Origin of the sequence: Salinicoccus jeotgali, assembly GCF_039538805.1 — a bacterium.
GTDB lineage: Bacteria > Bacillota > Bacilli > Staphylococcales > Salinicoccaceae > Salinicoccus > Salinicoccus jeotgali.
Genome location: NZ_BAABCK010000062.1, coordinates 1 through 22,884, shown reverse-complemented (window position 1 = coordinate 22,884; position 22,884 = coordinate 1). Strand labels below are relative to the sequence as shown.

At 48.1% G+C, this 22,884-nt stretch carries 18 protein-coding genes and 1 other annotated feature; of the genes, 15 read left to right on the top strand and 3 right to left on the bottom strand.

Translation table 11 applies throughout. The annotated features are described in order from the left end of the window. Positions 1–11 precede the first annotated feature (11 nt). The 10 genes from rplA to tuf all read left to right on the top strand — a co-directional run bounded on the left by rplA (position 12) and on the right by tuf (position 14,548). Positions 12–704, top strand: a complete 693-nt coding sequence (gene rplA, locus ABD734_RS09090) for a 50S ribosomal protein L1 (protein WP_344703554.1) — start codon at positions 12–14, stop codon at positions 702–704. 51 nt (positions 705–755) lie between these two features. After that, positions 756–902, top strand: a sequence feature (ribosomal protein L10 leader region). Positions 903–932: 30 nt separating this feature from the next. Next, positions 933–1,433, top strand: coding sequence for a 50S ribosomal protein L10 (rplJ, locus tag ABD734_RS09085; RefSeq protein ID WP_344703552.1), 501 nt, complete (start codon positions 933–935; stop codon positions 1,431–1,433). A gap of 27 nt (positions 1,434–1,460) precedes the next feature. Then, positions 1,461–1,829, top strand: a complete 369-nt coding sequence (gene rplL, locus ABD734_RS09080; RefSeq protein ID WP_344703585.1) for a 50S ribosomal protein L7/L12 — start codon at positions 1,461–1,463, stop codon at positions 1,827–1,829. 96 nt (positions 1,830–1,925) lie between these two features. After that, positions 1,926–2,531 carry a class I SAM-dependent methyltransferase gene (locus tag ABD734_RS09075; RefSeq protein WP_344703551.1) on the top strand — a complete coding sequence of 202 codons (606 nt, stop codon included), beginning with the start codon at positions 1,926–1,928 and terminating at the stop codon, positions 2,529–2,531. A 217-nt stretch (positions 2,532–2,748) separates the two neighbouring features. Beyond that, positions 2,749–6,285, top strand: coding sequence for a DNA-directed RNA polymerase subunit beta (rpoB, locus tag ABD734_RS09070; RefSeq protein WP_344703549.1), 3,537 nt, complete (start codon positions 2,749–2,751; stop codon positions 6,283–6,285). Positions 6,286–6,322: 37 nt separating this feature from the next. After that, positions 6,323–9,946: a DNA-directed RNA polymerase subunit beta' gene (rpoC, locus tag ABD734_RS09065; protein ID WP_344703547.1), complete on the top strand. Its 3,624-nt coding sequence runs from the start codon at positions 6,323–6,325 to the stop codon at positions 9,944–9,946. Positions 9,947–10,168: 222 nt separating this feature from the next. Then, positions 10,169–10,588, top strand: a complete 420-nt coding sequence (rpsL, locus tag ABD734_RS09060; RefSeq protein WP_344703545.1) for a 30S ribosomal protein S12 — start codon at positions 10,169–10,171, stop codon at positions 10,586–10,588. Positions 10,589–10,627: 39 nt separating this feature from the next. Next, entirely contained in the window at positions 10,628–11,098 is a 471-nt protein-coding gene (gene rpsG / locus ABD734_RS09055) for a 30S ribosomal protein S7 (RefSeq protein ID WP_344703543.1), read from the top strand. A gap of 57 nt (positions 11,099–11,155) precedes the next feature. Further along, a complete protein-coding gene (fusA, locus tag ABD734_RS09050) occupies positions 11,156–13,237 on the top strand; it encodes an elongation factor G (RefSeq protein ID WP_344703541.1) in 2,082 nt (693 codons plus the stop codon). Positions 13,238–13,360: 123 nt separating this feature from the next. Continuing rightward, positions 13,361–14,548: an elongation factor Tu gene (tuf, locus tag ABD734_RS09045; protein ID WP_344703539.1), complete on the top strand. Its 1,188-nt coding sequence runs from the start codon at positions 13,361–13,363 to the stop codon at positions 14,546–14,548. Positions 14,549–14,631: 83 nt separating this feature from the next. Here tuf and ABD734_RS09040 read toward each other — a convergent pair whose 3' ends face one another. The 3 genes from ABD734_RS09040 to ABD734_RS09030 are packed head-to-tail and all read right to left on the bottom strand — an operon-like array spanning position 14,632 to position 18,154. Next, positions 14,632–15,804: an amidohydrolase gene (locus tag ABD734_RS09040; protein ID WP_344703537.1), complete on the bottom strand. Its 1,173-nt coding sequence runs from the start codon at positions 15,802–15,804 to the stop codon at positions 14,632–14,634. After that, on the bottom strand, positions 15,801–16,991 hold the full coding sequence (locus tag ABD734_RS09035; RefSeq protein ID WP_344703535.1) for a M20 metallopeptidase family protein: 1,191 nt from the start codon (positions 16,989–16,991) through the stop codon (positions 15,801–15,803). Before ABD734_RS09035 ends, ABD734_RS09040 begins: the two co-directional genes overlap by 4 nt. Next, positions 16,976–18,154 carry an amidohydrolase gene (locus ABD734_RS09030; protein WP_344703533.1) on the bottom strand — a complete coding sequence of 393 codons (1,179 nt, stop codon included), beginning with the start codon at positions 18,152–18,154 and terminating at the stop codon, positions 16,976–16,978. Before ABD734_RS09030 ends, ABD734_RS09035 begins: the two co-directional genes overlap by 16 nt. Before the next feature lie 134 nt (positions 18,155–18,288). Here ABD734_RS09030 and ABD734_RS09025 point away from each other — a divergent pair, with 134 nt between their 5' ends. The 5 genes from ABD734_RS09025 to ABD734_RS09005 all read left to right on the top strand — a co-directional run bounded on the left by ABD734_RS09025 (position 18,289) and on the right by ABD734_RS09005 (position 22,617). After that, positions 18,289–19,479 (top strand): glycine C-acetyltransferase, encoded by a 1,191-nt coding sequence (locus tag ABD734_RS09025; protein WP_344703531.1) that lies wholly within the window; start codon positions 18,289–18,291, stop codon positions 19,477–19,479. A 15-nt stretch (positions 19,480–19,494) separates the two neighbouring features. Continuing rightward, on the top strand, positions 19,495–20,436 hold the full coding sequence (locus tag ABD734_RS09020; RefSeq protein WP_344703529.1) for an L-threonine 3-dehydrogenase: 942 nt from the start codon (positions 19,495–19,497) through the stop codon (positions 20,434–20,436). A 45-nt stretch (positions 20,437–20,481) separates the two neighbouring features. Continuing rightward, on the top strand, positions 20,482–21,186 hold the full coding sequence (locus tag ABD734_RS09015) for an HAD family hydrolase (RefSeq protein WP_344703527.1): 705 nt from the start codon (positions 20,482–20,484) through the stop codon (positions 21,184–21,186). A 5-nt stretch (positions 21,187–21,191) separates the two neighbouring features. Further along, positions 21,192–21,650, top strand: coding sequence for a tRNA adenosine(34) deaminase TadA (gene tadA / locus ABD734_RS09010; protein WP_425568400.1), 459 nt, complete (start codon positions 21,192–21,194; stop codon positions 21,648–21,650). A gap of 61 nt (positions 21,651–21,711) precedes the next feature. Further along, positions 21,712–22,617 (top strand): HAD family hydrolase, encoded by a 906-nt coding sequence (locus ABD734_RS09005; RefSeq protein WP_344703523.1) that lies wholly within the window; start codon positions 21,712–21,714, stop codon positions 22,615–22,617. The last annotated feature ends 267 nt before the right edge of the window (positions 22,618–22,884 follow it).

Below are 22,884 nucleotides of genomic sequence, written 5' to 3'. Positions count from 1 at the left end.
GAGGAATAGAAATGGCTAAGAGAAGTAAGAAGTATCAGGCAGCTCTTGAGAAGTTTGACCAAAACGCATCTTACAGCATTGAAGAAGCAGTCAAACTCGCTAAAGAGACAAGCACTGTCAACTTCGATGCCTCTGTTGAAGTAGCATTCCGCCTGGGTATTGATACGCGTAAGAATGACCAGCAGATCCGTGGAGCAATCGTCTTGCCGCACGGTACTGGGAAGTCACAACGTGTATTGGTATTCGCTAAAGGTGAGAAGGCTAAGGAAGCAGAAGCAGCAGGTGCAGATTTCGTAGGAGAGGACTACATCAAGAAGATTAATGAAGGATGGTTCGATTTCGACGTAATCGTAGCAACACCTGACATGATGGGCGAAGTAGGTAAACTCGGCCGTGTGCTTGGACCTAAAGGTCTCATGCCAAACCCTAAGACTGGCACTGTAACGATGGACGTTACGAAAGCAGTCGAAGAAATCAAGGCAGGTAAAGTGGAATACCGTGCAGAAAAATCCGGTATCGTGCATGCAGCGATCGGCAAAGTATCCTTCGATGAAGATAAGCTTGTCGAGAACTTCAAAGCAGTCCATGACGCGCTTGCAAAAGCGAAGCCAGCATCTTCAAAAGGTGTATACTTCAAGACCACTGCAGTTTCTTCAACTATGGGACCTGGCATCAAAGTGGATCCTAGCATAATCAGGGCCTAGAACGACCCTAAAGTATATATTGACAACTGCATCTATATTATGTATAGTTGCAGTTGTATTTTAATACTACCTAAGACAGTAGGAGCCATCGTGCTTAAAAGCCCATCCTACCGAGGCAAATGATTAAGACTTGAATGATATTCAATATAAATTCAAGCACTTTTTGCCGAGGGTAAAAGGTGCTTTTTTTATTGCACCGGATACACAAATAAATATGGAGGTGTAACTATGTCAACAGTGATTGAAGCTAAACAGCAACACATCGATGTCATCACAGAACAATTCAAGAACTCTGTATCTACTGTACTTGTAGACTACCGTGGTCTGACTGTTTCTGAAATGACTGAGCTTCGCAAACAGCTCCGTGAAGCGAATATCGAATTCAAAGTCTACAAGAATACGATGACGCGCCGCGCGGCAGAAAAAGCTGAGCTTACTGAAATCAATGAATTCCTGACGGGACCAAACGCTATTGCATTCTCAAACGAAGATGTGATCGCGCCTGCGAAGATCTTGAACAACTTCGCCAAAGATCATGAAGCATTGGAAATCAAAGCAGGCATCATCGAAGGTCAATTCACACCGGTTGAAGATGTCAAAGCAATTGCAACGCTTCCAGACAAAGATGGACTCGTGTCCATGCTACTTTCTGTACTGCAAGCACCAGTACGCAACTTCGCCTATGCAGTTAAAGCTGTCGGTGAAGAGAAGGAAAACGAAGAAGCTTAATAAACTATACCAATAAATGGAGGAATTATAATGTCCCAAGAACAAATCATTGAAGAAATCAAAGGTATGTCCGTACTTGAACTGAATGACCTTGTCAAAGCAATAGAAGAAGAGTTCGGCGTTACAGCTGCAGCTCCAGTAGCAGCAGCAGGCGCTGGTGCAGGCGAAGCGGCAGCAGAAGAGCAGACTGAGTTCGACGTTGAACTTACAGATGCTGGATCTTCCAAGATCAAAGTCATCAAAGTCGTTCGTGAAGCGACAGGCCTTGGCCTCAAAGATGCTAAAGCAGTCGTTGACGGTGCACCTAAAGTCGTCAAAGAAGGCGCTTCTAAAGAAGATGCTGAAGAGCTTAAAGCACAACTCGAAGAAGTTGGCGCAAGCGTAGAACTTAAATAATCTAATTCAGACATGTAGGGAGGCTCATTTTAAACGGTTGTTTAAATGAGTCTCTTTATTTACATAATGACGGCGCATGAATATAGGAGTGGTGTGATGAGCCATTATTTCACCGGACACGATTCGGAACATAACTATAAGGATATAGAGTATGTGTACCAAGATAAGCGCTACACATTTAAAACAGACCGCGGTGTCTTCTCCAAGGATCGGATCGATTACGGCAGCGCGGTTCTTATTGATGCTATCATAAAGGATAGGGGTGCTGATGCGGGCGGAGACTTCATTGACATGGGGGCAGGCTACGGTCCGATCGGGATTGTCCTCGGAGATGTCCTTAATGCAGTCCCCCTGATGATTGAAGTGAATCCGGATGGGCTTTTGCTCTCCAGGGAGAATGCCACCCGCAATAAAGTGACGGCCGAAGTGATGGACCGCAGTGAATACGACGCCCATGCCGAAGCTTTTAAACCAGACTTCTACGTTACGAATCCTCCGTTCAGGGCAGGCAAAGATGTGGTGCTCGACATCATAGAAGATGCCGCCGGACGTTTGGAGGATGGTGCATTCTACATGGTCGTCCAAAAAAAGCAGGGGATGGCTTCATATCGCAAAGCCATCCAAGAAAGATTCGGCAATGTGGAGACACTTGTGAAGGATAAAGGATACTATGTCCTGAAGGGAATCGTCAGCCAATCTTAAATTTGACTTGACTTTTTTTCTGTGATATAGTTATAGAATGTAAAAATATAATGTCAATCAGTATGCATTTTTTCAGTGCGGATTGAATGGAGCGTATAAATATAGTTGATTAATAGAAAATGGGGTTGGTTTCGATTCCGTTTTCTTTTTGTCTTATTAACTGTTTAACTGCTTCGGTGAATGTTTTACGTAATTTTTATTAGGGGTGAATCTGTCGATGAGTGAACTGATTCAATATGGAAGACACGCTACACGCAGAAGTTATGCACGAATCGAAGAAAAAATGGATCTGCCGAACCTGATCGAAATCCAGACAAAATCCTACGAATGGTTCCTGGAGAAAGGCCTTATAGAGATGTTCAAGGACATTTCTCCAGTTGAAGACTTCACGGGTAATATGTCATTGGAGTTCGTCGACTATAAACTTGGCGAACCTAAATATGATGAGGACGAAGCAAAGAACCATGATGCAACTTATTCTGCACCTTTGCGTGTGAAAGTCCGTCTGATCATAAAAGAGACGGGCGAGGTTAAAGAACAGGAAGTGTTCATGGGTGATTTTCCTCTGATGACTGATACCGGCACGTTCGTCATCAATGGGGCGGAACGCGTCATAGTATCACAACTTGTCAGAAGTCCATCTGTCTATTATTCCGAGAAAATCGATAAGAACGGCAAAAGAGGGTTTGGCGCGACAGTGATTCCAAACCGCGGTGCCTGGCTTGAATATGAAATAGACGCCAAGGACATCGTCTACGTGAGGATCGACCGTACACGTAAACTGCCTATGACTATACTTCTTAGAGCGCTTGGATTCTCTACTGACCAGGAAATCATCAATATTCTTGGAGATAATGAATACGTCAGGAATACGCTTGAGAAGGATACTACCGAAACGGTAGATCAGGCACTCCTAGAAATCTACGAACGACTTCGCCCAGGCGAACCACCAACTGTCGAAAATGCGAGAAACCTTCTATATTCCCGCTTCTTCGATCCGAAACGCTATGACCTTGCGAGTGTAGGGCGCTATAAGATGAACAAGAAACTCCACCTGAAAGACCGTCTGTTCAACCAGGTATTGGCTGAGCCGATCGTCGACCGGGAAACGGGAGAGATTGTAGCAGAAACAGGCACTACAATCGACAGGCGTACATTGGACGGCATCATGGATGTCCTTGAATCCAATGCGAACCTGGAAACATATCATCTAGAGAATGGACTGCTCGATGAGCCGATTGAGATCCAATCCATAAAAGTTGAAGCGCCGAACATGGAAGAGGGCACGACAACGATCATAGGAAACGCATTCCCTGATGTTGAAGTGAAGTCAATCACACCTTCTGACATCATCGCTTCAATGAGCTATTTCTTCAACCTGCTTCACGGCGTAGGACACACTGACGATATAGACCACCTCGGCAACCGCCGTCTGCGCTCTGTAGGGGAACTGCTCCAAAACCAATTCAGGATTGGTGTCTCCCGTATGGAACGTGTAGTGAGGGAACGCATGTCGATTCAGGATGCTGAATCCATCACTCCTCAGCAGCTGATCAATATCCGTCCGGTAATCGCCTCCATCAAGGAGTTTTTCGGAAGTTCACAGCTGTCGCAATTCATGGACCAGACGAATCCACTTGCCGAATTGACGCACAAGAGACGGCTATCTGCACTTGGACCCGGCGGTCTGACGCGTGAGCGTGCAGGAATGGAAGTACGTGACGTACACTACTCCCACTACGGACGCATGTGTCCAATCGAAACGCCGGAAGGGCCGAACATCGGTCTGATCAACTCCCTGTCCAGTTATGCACGGGTCAATGAGTTCGGCTTCATCGAGACTCCTTATAGAAGAGTTGATCCGGAAACGAACAAGGTCACGAGCGAGACGCATTATCTGACGGCTGACGAAGAAGACAGCTACGTCGTCGCCCAGGCGAACGCGCTCCTTGAGGAAGATGGTTCATTCACCAATGAAGAAATCGTCTGCCGCTTCCGTGGTAACAACACGAAGATGGCGAGAGAACGCATGGACTACATGGACGTATCCCCGAAACAAGTTGTTTCTGCGGCGACGGCGTGTATCCCGTTCCTCGAAAACGATGACTCGAACCGTGCTTTGATGGGTGCCAACATGCAACGTCAGGCTGTACCACTCCTGATTCCACAGTCACCACACATCGGTACGGGCATGGAGCACGTAGCTGCACGCGACTCTGGTGCTGCAATCGTCGCACGCTACAAAGGCCGTGTAGAACGTGTGGAAGCGAAAGAAATCCACATACGTCGGATTGAAGATCAGAATGGAAAAGAAGTTGAGACGGACAAAGATGTATATAAACTGTCCAAATTCATCCGTTCGAACTCCGGAACGTGCTATAACCAGAAACCGATTGTCGCAAAAGACGACATTGTCGCCAAAGGTGAAATCCTTGCTGATGGTCCGTCCATGGATAACGGCGAGATGGCACTGGGTCAAAACCTGGTGGTCGGCTTCATGACTTGGGACGGCTACAACTATGAGGACGCTGTCATCATGAGTGAACGTATGGTCAAGGATGACGTCTATACATCCATTCACATAGAAGAGTACGAATCTGAATCCAGAGATACGAAACTTGGGCCTGAAGAAATCACAAGGGACATTCCGAACGTTTCTGATAATGCGCTGAAGAAACTGGATGATCGCGGTATCGTACACATCGGTGCTGAAGTCAAGGACGGCGATATCCTCGTCGGTAAAGTCACCCCTAAAGGTGTAACCGAACTGACAGCTGAAGAGCGTCTACTCCATGCGATATTTGGTGAGAAAGCGCGTGAAGTGCGTGATACCTCACTTCGTGTACCGCATGGCGCAGGAGGCATTGTACTGGATGTCAAAGTCTTCAACCGTGAAGATGGTGACGAACTCTCTCCAGGGGTCAACCAGCTCGTGCGTGTCTATATCGTACAAAAGCGTAAGATCAACGTAGGTGACAAAATGTGTGGACGACACGGTAACAAAGGTGTCATCTCCAGGATCCTACCTGAGGAAGATATGCCTTATATGCCAGATGGCACACCAATCGACCTCATGCTCAACCCACTTGGGGTACCATCGCGTATGAATATCGGACAAGTGCTTGAACTTCACCTCGGCATGGCTTCCCGTGCCATGGGTGTGAAGATGGCTTCTCCAGTATTTGACGGTGCGAATGAGGAAGATGTATGGGAGACGATGTCAGAAGCAGGACTTGCCCATGATGGTAAGACTGTCCTCTACGATGGCAGAACGGGAGAACCGTTTGAGAGCCGCATCTCCGTTGGTGTCATGTACATGCTCAAACTTGCCCACATGGTCGACGACAAACTCCATGCGAGAAGTACCGGACCATATTCACTTGTTACACAGCAGCCACTTGGCGGTAAAGCCCAGTTCGGTGGCCAGCGTTTCGGGGAAATGGAAGTATGGGCACTGGAAGCATATGGTGCCGCCTATACCCTCCAGGAAATCCTGACGGTCAAATCCGATGATACCGTCGGTCGCGTGAAGACCTACGAAGCGATCGTAAAAGGTGAAAATGTCCCTAAACCCGGCGTGCCTGAATCATTCCGTGTACTGATGAAGGAGTTGCAGAGCCTCGGTCTCGATGTCAATCTGCTTGATGAGAATGACGAAGAAATCGAGATGCGTGATACAGAAGAGGACGAAGCGCCTAATCAGATGAATTTGAGTGCGCAGCCAAAAGCAGCGACTGAAGATGTCACTGAATGATGATTGAGCTTGATAAAACTTTAGGGAGGAAAGCTCATTGATAGATGTAAATAGATTTGAATATATGAAAATAGGTCTGGCTTCATCCGAAAAGATCCGTTCATGGTCTTTCGGTGAAGTCAAGAAACCTGAAACGATCAACTATAGAACGCTTAAGCCTGAACGTGACGGCCTTTTCTGTGAAAAGATATTCGGCCCGACGAAAGATTGGGAATGTAGCTGCGGTAAATATAAGCGTGTAAGATATAAAGGCATGGTCTGTGACCGCTGTGGTGTGGAAGTGACACGTGCCAAAGTCAGACGTGAGAGGATGGGGCACATTGAACTTGCTGCCCCTGTCTCCCACATCTGGTATTTCAAAGGCATCCCGTCCAGGATGGGACTGCTGCTTGATATGTCCCCACGCTCCCTGGAAGAAGTCATCTACTTCGCTTCCTATGCAGTCATCAAGCCGGGATCTACAGGGCTTGAGCCTAAGCAACTGCTGACTGAGCGCGAGTACAGGGAATATTACGATAAGCACGGCAATACGTTTACGGCCAAGATGGGTGCTGAAGCCATCAGAGAACTGTTGATGGATGTCAATCTTGAAGATGAACTCGCCCAACTCAGAAAAGAGCTGGAAACAGCAACAGGCCAAAGATTGACGCGTGCAATCAAGCGTCTTGAAGTCGTCGAATCGTTCCGGAGCTCAGGTAATGACCCTGCCTGGATGATTCTTGATGTACTGCCGATCATCCCGCCGGAAATCCGTCCGATGGTCCAGCTTGATGGCGGACGTTTCGCCACAAGTGACTTGAACGACCTCTACCGCCGGGTCATCAACCGTAATAACCGCCTCAAGCGTCTCCTTGACTTGGGAGCACCTGGAATCATCGTCCAGAACGAAAAACGTATGCTCCAGGAAGCTGTTGATGCATTGATCGATAACGGCCGTCGTGGTCGTCCGGTGACTGGTCCGGGGAACCGTCCGCTCAAATCCCTCTCCCACATGCTGAAAGGGAAACAGGGACGTTTCCGTCAGAACTTGCTCGGTAAACGTGTCGACTACTCTGGACGTTCAGTCATCGTAGTTGGTCCAAGCCTGAAGATGTATCAGTGTGGACTGCCGAGGGAAATGGCTCTCGAACTGTTCAAGCCGTTCGTCATGAAAGAACTTGTTGAACGTGAAATGGCAACCAACATCAAGAATGCCAAAGGTAAGATCGAGCGCATGGAAAATGAGGTATGGGATGTCCTTGAAGATGTCATCAAGGAGCACCCGATACTGCTGAACCGTGCACCGACACTCCACCGTCTGGGCATTCAGGCGTTCGAGGCAACACTCGTCGAAGGGCGTGCGATCAGGTTGCACCCATTGGTTACGACTGCCTATAACGCAGACTTTGATGGTGACCAGATGGCAGTGCATGTTCCGCTATCTAAAGAAGCTCAGGCTGAGGCCCGCACATTGATGCTGGCTGCCCAAAACATCTTGAACCCTAAGGATGGTAAGCCGGTTGTTACACCTTCACAGGATATGGTGCTCGGTAACTACTACCTTACACTCGAGAGGGAGAACACAAAACGCGAAGGTCATATCTTCAAGGATGCCGATGAAGTTGTAATGGCTTATCAGAACGGCTATGTACAACTCCACAGCCGCATCGGAGTGCATACCGACAGTTTCGCAGCAGAAAAGGTTTCCGAGGAAAATCAGGGCAAGATCCTCATGACGACGATAGGAAAAGTCATCTTCAATGAAATCATGCCGCCTTCCTTCCCGTACATTAATGAACCGACAAGGGAAAACCTTGAGGTGAAGACACCGGACCGCTACTTCGTCGCTGCATCGGAACTTGGCGAGGGTGGATTGGCAGAGCGTTTCAAAGAGGCGCCTCTAGTCGATCCGTTCAACAAGAAATTCCTGGGGCAGATCATAGCGGAAGTGTTCAACGCCTTCCACATCACTGAGACTTCCGTCATGCTCGACCTTATGAAAGATCTTGGCTTCAAGTATTCATCTAAAGCCGGAATCACTGTAGGTGTGTCTGATATAGTCGTACTTCCTGAGAAGAAGGAAATCATCGATGAAACAGAAGAGAAGGTTGAAAAAGTCCAGAAACAGTTCTCACGTGGCCTGATCACGGAAGAAGAACGCTACGGCACGGTCATAGAGCTGTGGACGCGTGCGAAGGATGATATCCAAGCACGGTTGATGCAGTCACTTGATCGCCTGAACCCGATATTCATGATGAGTGATTCAGGTGCCAGGGGTAACGCGTCCAACTTTACTCAACTGGCCGGAATGCGCGGTCTGATGGCCAACCCGTCAGGCCAGATCATAGAACTTCCGATCAAGTCCAGCTTCCGTGAAGGGTTGACGGTTCTTGAGTACTTCATCTCCACGCACGGTGCACGTAAGGGTCTGGCTGATACTGCACTTAAGACGGCGGACTCAGGATACCTCACAAGACGTCTGGTCGACGTCGCACAAGATGTCATCGTCCGCGATGACGACTGTGGAACTGATAAAGGGCTGCTCGTTTCAGCGCTTACAGAAGGTTCAGAATTGATCGAGCCACTCATCGACCGCCTCGAAGGGCGTTATGCCAAAGAAACGGTCAAGGACCCTGAAACGAAGGAGATCTTGGTCCACTCAAATGAACTGATCACAAATGAGATAGCGAAAGCGATTGTGAACAGTGGCGTCGAAGAAATGTACATCCGTTCAGCCTTCACGTGTAATACACGCCACGGTGTATGTGAACGTTGCTACGGTAAGAACCTTGCAACCGGCGAAAAAGTGGAAGTGGGTGAAGCGGTTGGTACAATCGCTGCACAATCCATCGGTGAGCCGGGTACACAGCTCACAATGCGTACATTCCACACAGGTGGGGTCGCAGGAAGCGACATCACTCAAGGTCTGCCGCGTATACAGGAGCTCTTCGAAGCACGTAATCCGAAAGGTCAGGCGATGATTTCAGAAATCCGCGGCGCGGTGACTGATATTGAAATCGTCAAAGATCGCCAGCAGGAGATCAAGATCAAAGGTGAGCAGGAAACGAAGACGTATACCGCACCGGCGACAGCACGCCTGCTTGTAGAAATCGGCGATAAGGTCGAACCGGGTGAGATACTGACCGAAGGTTCGATCGAACCGAAGGAACTCCTCGCAGTTGCAGGTCTGAACCGTACGCAGGAATACCTGCTTAAGGAAGTTCAGAAAGTATACCGCATGCAGGGTGTTGAAATAGATGATAAGCACGTTGAGGTTATGGTCAGACAGATGCTGAGGAAGGTTCGTATCATCGATGCAGGTGATACTAAGCTGCTCCCTGGCGCACTGGTCGACATCCATGCCTTTACGGATGCCAACCGTGATATCTTCAAGAAGCGCAAACGTCCGGCAACCGCAAAACCGGTACTGCTCGGTATCACCAAGGCGTCACTTGAAACAGAAAGCTTCCTTTCTGCAGCAAGCTTCCAAGAAACGACAAGAGTGCTCACAGATGCTGCAATCAAAGGTAAACGCGATGAACTTCTCGGCCTCAAAGAGAACGTCATCATTGGTAAACTCATACCGGCAGGTACAGGAATGCCAAGATACCGCGATGTGGAAATTGATGTCGAACATCCTGAATCTGCAGAGCAGAAGGAAGAAATTCTCATTGAAGAATAAAAACAGAATACCCGCTCTTTTGAGCGGGTGCTGTTTTAAAATAGTATGTTGACATCCCTATTCAGAGATGCTACTATAATTAAGGTTACTCCATATTGAATCTTTACGATTGTTATGGAGAGATAAAATGCAAAATGTAAGAATTATTTCTTACACATTTTTTTATACCTTTAAAATGAGCCACCTGGATGTGTGGGATTAATTGAAGAGAGGAGGAAAACCATGCCAACGATTAACCAGCTTGTGAGAAAACCGCGTCAAAGCAAATCACAAAGCACAGACTCACCAGCATTGAACAAGGGCTACAACAGTCTTAAGAAACGTATGACAGACGAAAATGCACCACAAAAAAGAGGTGTATGTACGCGTGTCGGTACGATGACTCCTAAGAAACCGAACTCCGCCCTCCGTAAATATGCACGTGTGAGACTTTCAAATACTATTGAAGTGAACGCATATATACCTGGAATCGGACACAATCTCCAAGAGCACAGTGTTGTACTCATCCGTGGAGGACGTGTAAAGGACCTTCCTGGTGTACGCTACCACGTTGTACGCGGTGCGCTTGATACTTCAGGTGTCAACGACCGTAAACAGAGCCGTTCACTATACGGTACAAAACGCGCCAAAAAGAAAAAATAAAAATATAAAATGATATAAATTTTTGAAAGGAGGATGACTATGCCACGTAAAGGACCAGTCCCAAAAAGAGACGTATTGCCGGATCCGATCCACAATTCCAAGCTTGTGACTAAGCTCATCAACAAAATGATGGTAGACGGAAAACGCGGTACTTCCCAAAGAATTCTTTACTCAGCTTTCGATCTTGTACAGGAACGTTCCGGCAGAGATGCAGGAGAAGTTTTTGATGAAGCAATCGAAAACATCATGCCAGTACTTGAAGTCAAAGCACGTCGCGTAGGTGGTTCAAACTACCAAGTACCTGTTGAGGTGCGCCCAGAACGCCGTACGACTCTCGGCCTCCGCTGGCTCGTGAACTACTCGCGTCTGCGCGGGGAGAAGACTATGGAAGAGCGCCTGGCAAACGAAATTCTTGATGCTGCCAACAACACTGGTGGTGCTGTCAAGAAACGTGAAGACGTTCATAAGATGGCTGAAGCAAACAGAGCTTTCGCACACTACCGCTGGTAATAAGAAGGTTGTGCAACAGCCTATCTATTCCATTCCTGGAAGGAGAAAAAGATATCAATGGCAAGAGAATTCTCTTTAGAAAAAACGCGTAATATCGGTATCATGGCCCACATCGATGCTGGTAAGACAACAACGACTGAACGTATCCTCTATTATACCGGCCGTATCCACAAAATCGGTGAAACGCATGAAGGTGCGTCACAGATGGACTGGATGGAGCAGGAGCAGGAGCGTGGAATCACGATCACTTCCGCTGCGACTACAGCACAATGGGACGGCCACCGTGTCAACATCATCGATACACCAGGCCACGTAGACTTCACAGTAGAGGTTGAACGTTCCCTACGTGTACTTGATGGCGCGGTGACGGTACTTGATGCCCAGTCTGGCGTTGAGCCGCAGACGGAAACTGTCTGGAGGCAGGCGACAACTTACGGTGTACCGCGTATCGTCTTCATCAACAAGATGGATAAAGTCGGTGCAGACTTTGAGTACTCCGTAAGTACGATCAAGGATCGCCTTCAAGCAAATGCGCATCCAATCCAATTCCCAATCGGTTCTGAAGATAACTTCACAGGAATCATAGATTTGGTTGAGATGAAAGCATTTAACTACAACAATGACCTTGGTACTGATGTCCAGGAGATTGAAATCCCGGCTGAGTACAAAGAAAAGGCAGAAGAGCTTAGGGAAGGCCTCATTGAAGGACTTGCCGATGTGAATGAAGACATCATGGAAAAATACCTCGGCGGAGAAGATATTTCTCTTGAAGAATTGAAAGCTGCAATCCGTCAGGCGACTTGTGATGTTGAGTTCTATCCTGTACTTTGCGGTACTGCATTCAAGAACAAAGGGGTCCAACTCCTTCTTAATGCTTCAATCGACTATCTTCCGTCCCCGCTTGATGTGAAACCGATCGTCGGTCACAGAAAAGATGACGAAGATGAAGAGGTTATCGCCAAGCCAGACGACTCTGAGTCATTTGCAGCGCTTGCCTTTAAGGTCATGACGGACCCATTCGTCGGTAAATTGACTTTCTTCCGTGTGTACTCAGGTACCCTCAGCGCAGGCTCCTATGTTCAGAACACGGCGAAAGACAAACGTGAGCGTGTTGGTCGTCTCCTGCAGATGCACGCCAACTCCCGTCAAGAAATTTCCACTGTCTATGCAGGCGACATCGCTGCTGCGATCGGCTTGAAAGATACTGGAACAGGGGATACGCTCTGTGACGAGAAGAACCAGGTCATCCTTGAATCAATGGACTTCCCAGAGCCGGTTATCCACCTCTCTGTGGAACCTAAATCCAAAGCTGACCAAGACAAAATGTCCAGCGCACTCGTCAAGCTTCAGGAAGAAGACCCTACCTTCACGGCACACACCGATAACGAAACGGGTCAGGTCATCATCGGCGGTATGGGTGAACTCCACCTTGATATCCTCGTAGACCGTATGAAGCGCGAATTCAGAGTGGATTGTAACGTAGGTGCGCCAATGGTGTCCTACCGCGAGACATTCAAGAAGCAGGCAGCTGTTCAAGGTAAGTTCGCCCGTCAATCCGGTGGACGTGGCCAGTTTGGTGATGTTCACATCGAATTCACACCTAACGAAGTAGGCGGCGGATTCGAGTTTGAAAACGCGATCGTCGGTGGTGTGGTTCCACGTGAATACATTCCATCCGTCGAAGCAGGACTCAGGGACTCCATGGAGAACGGTGTGCTTGCAGGCTACCCTATGGTAGACGTCAAAGCAAAACTCTTCGATGGTTCCTACCACGATGTCGACTCCTCAGAAATGGCCTTTAAAGTTGCTGCATCATTGGCACTCAGAGAAGCTGCCAAAGTATGTGAGCCGGTCATTCTTGAGCCAGTCATGAAAGTTGAAATTGTAATGCCTGAAGAGTATATGGGTGATATCATGGGTGATGTCACAAGCCGTCGCGGACGTGTTGAAGGTATGGCTGCACGCGGTAACGCGCAAGTCGTCAATGCTTTCGTTCCACTTTCCGAAATGTTCGGCTATGCAACGAATCTGCGTTCCAACACGCAGGGACGCGGCACGTATACAATGGCATTCGATCACTACGAAGAAGTTCCAAAATCAATTTCTGAAGAAATCATCAAGAAAAACAAAGGTGAATAATCAGCTCGCTTGATTTTTGGATCATAATCATTTATAAGTGGTTTAGAAACACCTCGGGCGGGCACGTCCCGTTTCCGAGTTTCAATATAAATATAAACAATTCTTTTAAGGAGAGGTATACAAATGGCAAAAGAAAAATTCGACCGTTCCAAGACGCATGCCAATATAGGTACAATTGGTCACGTTGACCACGGTAAAACTACACTGACAGCCGCTATCGCAACAGTTCTCGCTAAAAGAGGATCAGGCGAAGCTCAGAGCTATGCTCAGATCGATAACGCACCGGAAGAAAAAGAGCGTGGAATCACGATCAACACTTCCCACATCGAGTACGAAACTGAAACACGCCACTACGCGCACGTTGACTGCCCAGGTCACGCTGACTATGTCAAAAACATGATCACTGGTGCAGCTCAAATGGACGGCGGTATCCTAGTCGTTTCTGCAGCGGATGGCCCAATGCCACAAACTCGTGAGCACATCCTGCTTTCACGTAACGTTGGTGTACCAGCACTTGTTGTATTCCTCAACAAAGTAGATATGGTAGACGACGAAGAGCTTCTTGAACTCGTAGAAATGGAAGTGCGTGAGCTTCTTTCTGAATACGACTTCCCTGGCGATGACATCCCTGTAATCGCAGGTTCTGCTCTTAAAGCGCTTGAAGGCGTAGAAGAATACGAAGACAAAATCTTGGAACTCATGAATGCAGTCGACGAATTCATCCCGACTCCAGAGCGTGACTCTGACAAGCCATTCATGATGCCTGTAGAGGACGTATTCTCCATCACAGGACGTGGAACAGTTGCTACTGGCCGTGTTGAACGTGGTAGCATCAAAGTCGGTGAAGAAGTTGAAATCATCGGTATCAATGAAGATTCCACTAAAACAACTGTTACAGGTGTTGAAATGTTCCGTAAGCTTCTTGACTATGCAGAAGCTGGCGACAACATCGGTGCGCTCCTCCGTGGTGTAGCACGTGAAGACATCCAGCGTGGACAAGTACTTGCTGCTCCTGGATCCATCACACCACACACTAACTTCAAAGCTGAAGTTTATGTACTTTCAAAAGAAGAAGGTGGACGTCACACTCCATTCTTCAACAACTACCGCCCACAGTTCTACTTCCGTACTACGGACGTAACTGGTGTTGTAGAACTTCCTGAAGGTACAGAAATGGTTATGCCTGGCGATAACGTTGAAATGAACGTTGAACTCATTTCTCCAATCGCGATCGAAGACGGTACACGTTTCTCCATCCGTGAAGGTGGACGTACTGTTGGATCAGGCGTTGTAACTGAAATCGTCAAATAATATATTTGAAGATACTAGAAGCCGGGGGTTCCCCCGGCTTCTTTTATATGTGAAAAGGCCATCCTCGAAAGAGATGGCCTTTTTTAATGGTCATTGAAATTAAGAACAATGCTGCAGAGGGATTCCACCCCGGCCTTCAAGCCATCCTCATCGATGTCGAACAATGGATGGTGATGAGGATGATCGATTCCTTTTTCCGGATTACGGACGCCAGTATAGAAATAGCAGCCAGGCACTTTTTCAAGGTAATAGGCAAAATCCTCACCACCCATGGAAGGAGGGTTTTCTTCAGTGATTTTTACATATGCTGCATCTTCAAGGGAATGGAGGACATGGTCAAGTTGCGAGTTATTGTTGAGCAGCGCAGGGTAGCCATGCTGATAGTCAAGTTTACATGTGACCTCGAAACTTGACTCGATGCCCTTTATGATGCCGTCCATCCGTCTCAGCACATCATCTTTTACACTTTGCTCGAATGTACGTATCGTGCCCCGCAGTTCCACTGAGTTGGGGATGACATTGAAAGAAGAACCCCCGTTGAACATGCTGGTCGTCACAACAGCTGACTTTAGGGGATCGACGGTGCGGGAAACGATGGATTGGAGCTGCTGGATCAGAGAAGCCCCGGCAACGACGGGATCAACCGCTTCGTGAGGTTCTGCACCGTGTCCCCCACGACCTTCTACAGTGATTGTAAAAGCATCTGCTGCGGCATATGCGAAATCCTTCGTGTAGGATAGCGTACCTGTTGGATAGAGGGAGGAGACATGTGTCCCGAATATATAATCGACACCATCAAGTGCGCCGTCCTCGATCATCGCCTGTGCACCCCCTGGAAGCATCTCCTCAGCATGCTGGAAGAGGAACACGACATTGACCTTCAGTTCTTCTTTGCGTGCCGCGAGTATACGTGCGGTTGTGATGAGCATTGCAGTATGTGCATCGTGGCCGCATGCATGCATGATTCCCGGCACTGTGGACCTGTAGGGCACATCCTTTTCATCCTCGATCGGCAAGGCATCAAAATCGGCGCGCAGCGCGATAGTTTTAAAGTCATCATCGATGTCCAGTCGAGCAACGATGCCATTGCCGCCTACATTCTGGCGGATGTCCAAGCCAAGGTCGCTGATCTGCTCATAGATATACTGTTTTGTTTCTGCTTCCTTAAAGGAGAGCTCCGGGTGCATATGCATATGCCGGCGCATATGAACCATTTCCTCATATAGGTTTTCTATATCCTGTTGGATCTTCATCATATGCTCGCCTCCTTATCGAAGTAGTTGAATACGGATTTCACCATGACGGAGACGGCATTCGTCAAGCCTTTCTCATCAATATCGAACTTGCCATGATGATGCGGGTAGTCGGCTTTGAAATTGGTGTTGCGGGTACCGGTATAGTAGAAGGTGCCTGGCACCCTCTGTAGGTAATAGGAGAAATCTTCCCCGCCGAGATCCGGTTCCAGCTCCTGCACTTCCTGTACTGTAGAGATGTCAGTCGCCGCCTGGAGAACGAGATCTGTCTTGTCGGTATCATTAACCACAGGAGGATACCCTTTCATATAATCGAGGTCATAGGTTATTCCTGTTGTGGTCACAAGGCCTTCAAGGCACTTTTTAAGTTCGTTGATCATCACCGCCTGTGTCTCGTGGTTGAAAGTCCGGATAGTGCCTCCGACTTCAACCGTATCGGGAATGATATTATGCTGGTGTCCGGCATTGAACATTGTGATGGATAGGACGACAGGCTCCATCGGCTTGGATTTTCTTGTGACGATGTACTGCAGCTGATTGCAGAAGGTAATGGCTGCAGCGACAGGATCGATTGCGACGTGCGGTTTTGAAGCATGGCCGCCGCGCCCGTTTATCTTAATGGTGAAGTCGTCGGGCATGCCGGTTGCCGTGCCGTATTTATAGCCGATTGTACCGACATCGAGGCCACTGCTCACATGTTGGCCAAATATGGCGTCCACTCCGTGCAGACAGTCATCCGCAATCATCTGCAAGGCGCCTCCCGGGTCGACTTCTTCAGCATGCTGGAAGATAAATACCACGTTGCCGCGCAGCTGTGCTTTATTTTCAGAAAGGATGCGGGCTACGGTGAGCAGTACTGCGGTATGGGCATCATGGCCGCAGGCATGCATCACCCCGGGTACGGTCGAACGGTAGGGCACATCCTTCTGGTCCTGTATCGGTAGGGCATCAAAATCAGCGCGCAATGCGACTGTCGGTCGCTCCGGGTCGATGATCAGACGACCTACAACACCTCTGCCGCCGACGCCTTCTTTTGTCTCTATGCCGAGCTCCCTTAAGTATTCTGCGATATATGCGGGAGTCTGGACTTCATGGAAGGACAGCTCCGGGTACATATGGAAATGGCGTCTCAATCTGACCATTTCATCGTAGTGGTCTTCCGCCAATTGTTCTATCATTCTTGTTTCCATTCAATCACCTGCTCAATCTCGAGAATTTTCATGAACATCGATAATCCACTGGTCATCGCTTCTTCATCCAAGTCGAACATGGGATGGTGGTGGACATAATCACTCTGCTTGGCTGCATTGCCCGATCCCGTGAAGAAGAAGGCCCCCGGGACCTCATTGATATAGTAGGAAAAATCCTCGCCTATCATCATCGGCTTGGCAGTCTCAAAGGAAAGACCTATGGCAGCTGCGGCTTCTTCGATGATCTCTGCTTCCCTGTTATGGTTAACGACTGCAGGATAGCCGATATTATACTCAAGTTCAGCGGTCGCCCCCCGTTTCCTTGCTGTGTAGTCGACTTCTTTTTGGAAGATATCCTTGATGCGTTCTTTGATGGACTGCTCGAAAGTTCTTACCGTACCAACCAGCTCAGCCGTGTCCGGGATGACGTTAAAGGCATCGCCGGCACGTATTTTACCGACGGTGACGACTGCATTGTCGAGGGGGGATATTTGCCGTGATACAGCAGTCTGCAGACTGGTGATCAGCTCTGCTGCAATGATTATGGGGTCGACTGCTTGACTTGGATGTGCTGCATGGCCACCCCGGCCTTTTATTTTTATTTTGAACATATCCGGACTGGATATGATGGGGCCTGGTTTTGTCTTGATTGTATGGGTCGGATACTGGCTCCAGTAATGCTGGCCGTAGACCCTATCGATGCCGTCGAGGACACCATCCTCGACCATCGCAACTGCACCGCCTGGCTGTATCTCCTCAGCGAATTGAAAGATGAAGGATACGCTGCCTTGAATGGCGTCCCTATTTTCATAAAGGAGATCGAGCAGTGCAAGCAGTGTACTTGTATGGGCATCATGCCCGCACGCATGCATGACACCGTCCACTGTAGATCTATAGGGCACATCTTTCCCGTCATGTATGGGAAGGGCATCGAAATCGGCACGGATGGCGATGTGCGGATGTCCGCCATCGCCGATTGTAGCGAGGATGCCGCCTTTCCCGACCCCTTCACGTATTTTCAGCTCCGGGTACTTCTGCAAGCGTTTCAATATGTATCTGTAGGTCTCCTCTTCATGGAATGAAACTTCCGGATGCATATGCAGATAACGTCTTGTGTCGATCATTCCGGGTAACGCCGCTTGTGCCATATCCCGAATCTTCATAACTTCAACCTCCTTGGTCATGTCATATAATATTATCAAATTTTCGAACTTTTTGGAACTTAATAAAAACATCGTTTCAATTCTAAGACAGCTTTCAATTATGATATGATATGGGAAAGAGGAGGAGATTGTAAATGTCTAAAATTTTGGATGAGTATCTTGCATCAAATCTGCAGGAATTGAAAAATAACGGACTCTATAATGAAATCGATGTGGTTGAAGGTGCCAATGGACCAGAAATCACGATTGGCGGCAAGAAGCTGATCAATCTATCTTCCAACAACTATCTCGGCCTTGCGACGGACGAGACACTTAAGAAGGTTGCGAAAGAAGCAATCGATACCCATGGTGTAGGCGCAGGCGCCGTACGTACAATCAACGGTACCCTGGATCTGCATGTGGACCTGGAAGAGACTTTGGCTAAATTCAAAGGCACTGAAGCGGCAGTTGCATTCCAATCCGGTTTCAACTGTAACATGGCAGCGATTCAGGCGGTCATGGGCAAAGAGGATGCGATCCTGTCTGATGAATTGAACCACGCCTCAATCATCGACGGATGCCGCCTTTCCCGCGCAAAAATCATCCGTGTAAACCACTCCGATATGGATGATCTCCGCAAAAAAGCCAAAGAAGCTGTGGAATCGGGCCAGTACGGAAAAGTCATGTACATTACTGACGGTGTATTCTCGATGGATGGCGATGTTGCGTTGCTGCCGGAAATCGTGGAAATCGCCAAGGAATTCGACCTCATCACATATGTGGACGACGCACACGGTTCAGGTGTCATGGGCAAAGGTGCAGGAACTGTTAAGCACTTCGGCCTGGAGAAGGAAATCGACATCCAGATGGGTACACTGTCAAAAGCGATCGGTGTCGTCGGCGGCTATGTTGCAGGTAGTCAAAATCTGATCGACTACCTTAAAGTGGCAGCCCGTCCATTCCTGTTCTCCACATCACTGACACCTGGGGATACGCGTGCGATAACTGAGGCAGTCCACAAGCTGATGGATTCCACAGAGCTGCACGACAAGCTCTGGGAGAATGGTGATTACCTGAAAAAAGGCCTTAAGAATCTCGGTTTTGATATCGGTAATTCCGCAACACCGATCACCCCTTGCATAATCGGCGATGAAAAGACGACCCAGGAGTTCTCGAAACGCCTCATGGAAGAAGGCGTATATGCCAAGTCCATCGTCTTCCCGACTGTACCCAAAGGTACAGGGCGTGTAAGGAACATGCCGACGGCAGCACACACTAAAGAAATGTTGGATGATGCGCTTGCTGCATATGAAAAAGTAGGAAAAGAACTGAACGTAATCTCATAATTAAGGAGCACGGCGATGGAACGGATTATTATTACCGGTGCGCTCGGGCAGATCGGCACTGAGCTGACTTTAAAACTAAGAGAGAAATACGGGGACGAAAATGTTCTGCCGACGGACATCAAAGAACCTGAGAGTGACGAATTGAAAGGTAAGCCCTTTGAGATCCTGGATGTCAGGGATAAAACGCGGATGGATGAAATCGTAGAGGATTTCAAACCCGATACGATTATGCATATGGCCGCGCTACTCAGCGCGACTTGCGAAAAGAATCCGCAATTCGCTTGGGACATCAATATGGGAGGGCTTATAAACGCCCTTGAGACTGCAAGGGAGCGGGACCTTAAATTCTTCACTCCAAGTTCCATCGGTGCTTTCGGACCATCGACTCCGAAGGAGAACACCCCGCAGGTCACCATCCAAAGGCCGACCACGATGTATGGTGTGAATAAAGTATCGGGAGAACTGCTGTGTGACTACTACCATGAGAAATTTGGTGTGGACACACGGGGCGTGAGGTTCCCGGGACTCATTTCCCATGTCAAGGAGCCCGGCGGCGGTACAACCGATTATGCCGTTGAAATCTTCTTTGAAGCCATCCGGAATGGACAGTATACATCGTTCATAGATAAAAATACGAATATGGACATGATGTATATGGATGATGCCATCGAAGCGATCATCAAGCTGATGGAAGCGGATGCTTCGAATCTGGAACACCGCAACGCCTTCAACGTCACAGCGATGAGCATCAATCCTGAGATGGTGGCGAATGAAATCAAAAAGCATATACCCGACTTCGAACTGTTCTATGATGTAGATCCTGTACGTCAGGGGATCGCAGAGAGTTGGCCGAACGCCATCGATGCGACGGAAGCTGAACGGCAGTGGGGATTTGCACCACAATACGACCTTGAAAAAATGACTGTAACAATGTTGGAAGCAATACGAAATAAATGATAAGAAGGCATACTGCCTTCTTATTTTTCTGATTGGGGCAGTTTAATGACGCGTATAATTTTGTTTGATAAAGATGGTACACTGATGGATTATCATAAAATTTGGACGCCTTATGCCAAAACCACAATCGAAGCCTTTGCAGAGGAATTCGACCGTCATGACATCAAAGATGAACTCGCCCATCGCCTAGGACTGATCAATGGGCGCATCGCCCCGAATTCCATACTGGCAAGCGGAACGGGCCAGAATATCCAAGATTGCTTCGAACGCTATCAGAGTGGCGGCGGTGAATGGATGAAGGCCTTCTACGAAGAGAACCTCGATCTCTTGCGCAATAATATGGAGTTGATCGAGGGGGCCGCCCCTGTGCTTGACCAACTTGCAGAAAATGGGCATATAAACATCATCGTCACCAGCGACAGCCGCTTGAGCACACAGTATTTCATCGAAAAATTTTCGTTGGAATCGGTCGTCCATCATGTTGTAGCGGGAGACGATTCGCCCTATCATAAACCAGATTTGCGCATACTTGACCCCCTTATACAAAAGTATGGTTATACCCTGGATGAGATGGTGATGGTAGGGGATAACCGGGCGGATACGATGCTTGGGTATGAAGCGGGTCTCCAAACGATTGGAGTACTATCAGGCACATCGCGTAGAGAGGACCTGGAAGGTGCCGATTTGGTGTTGGATAGTGTGGTAGATATCATTGAAGACGGACGTTTCATCCTGGAGAAGAGGCGGTGAAGGTCATGCACGAGGCATTTATGGCTTTGGCAGTGGAAGAAGCGGAAAAAGCAGGAAAGATCGGCGAAGTTCCGATCGGAGCAGTAATCGTCCATGACGGCCGTGTCATCGCACGGGGACACAATCTTAGGGAAACTTCACAAAATCCCTTGACCCATGCAGAGGTGCTCGCCATTGACCGGGCTAGTGCAGTAGTGGGATCGTGGCGGCTTGAAGCATGCACCCTCTATGTCACTTTGGAACCTTGTGCCATGTGTTCAGGTGCGATCATAATGAGTCGCATCCCCCATGTAGTGTACGGGGCGAGAGACCCTAAAGGGGGCACAGTAGACAGTCTGATGCGCCTTTTGGATGAACCGCGGTTCAACCACCGTGCAGAAGTGACTTCCGGTGTATTAGAGGATACATGCAGTAACTTATTGACATCATTTTTTAAAAACCTCAGGAAAAAACATAAAAAGTAGAATAATGAATGAATTTTCTGATAAAATGAATTTAAAATGATAAGGGAGTTTTAGAACGCTTATGGTCAAATTAATCGCATTGGATATGGATGGGACATTGTTGACTCCCCACCATGACATCAGCCGCCGGAATATGGAGGCGATCAATGAAGCGATGAAACGGGGAATACAGGTTGTCGTGGCGACTGGGCGTGCCTTCTATGAAGCGCATGGCATCATACGCCAACTCAACACCCCGCTACCTTATATATGTCTGAATGGAGCAGAAGTGCGCAACGAGTCCCATGAGATACTGGCGACGAATGCGCTGAATGCCGAACTGGTCCATAAGGTGGCGGATGTGTTCCGCTCAGAGGATATTTTCTATCAGATCTATACCGACCGTGCCATCTATACGGCAGACGTGGAACGCGATATCCAGATTTTCATGGAGCTTGCGGGGGAAGAAAACAATCCCGCTAGCGAGAAGAGAATCAGAGGGTTCATGGAAGAGCGCCTGAAAAGCGGCACCTTGGTGGAGACAGATGACTATAGGACGATATTCGAGAACGAGGAAGAGAACATTTTGAAACTGCTCGCCTCTTCGCCAAGCAAACCAAAGCTTTTCCGGGCGAGGAATGAACTCTATGACATCGGTAATCTGGCAGTATCCTCTTCATCTGAAGGAAATATAGAACTGACTCATGAAAATGCACAGAAAGGCATTGCACTCACTGATATCGCCAACATCATGAATATTGATATGAAAGATGTCATGGCAGTCGGGGACAATCTCAATGACATCTCCATGTTGAAACGAGTCGGTATGGCAGTAGCGATGGGTAACGCCGCTTCCGAAGTGAAGGCCATCGCAGATAAAGTGACAGAAAGCAACACCGAGGACGGTGTTGCCATAGCCATTGAAGAGGCGCTTGACCTACTTGAAGAAAAGCAGGAGGCCCAAGCTGGGGACTTATCCGAATCGTAGAATTGTGATAATCAGCATAGGCGCAATTACCAGAAATGCCCGATTCCTTATAAGGAATCGGGCATTTTATTATTTTTATATGGCTTTAGGTGACTTATATTTTAGATTAAAGTGACGATGAAAAAGGACCGGGCAGCTCAATTGATCTGAACCCTACCAAGTTGACAGATGAAATAATATAAATGTTTCCCGCCTGAGAATGGAGATTCTCAGGCGTTTTTCTATGCCGCCAATGCCCTGAATTCCAGCGGACTCAATCCCTTGAAT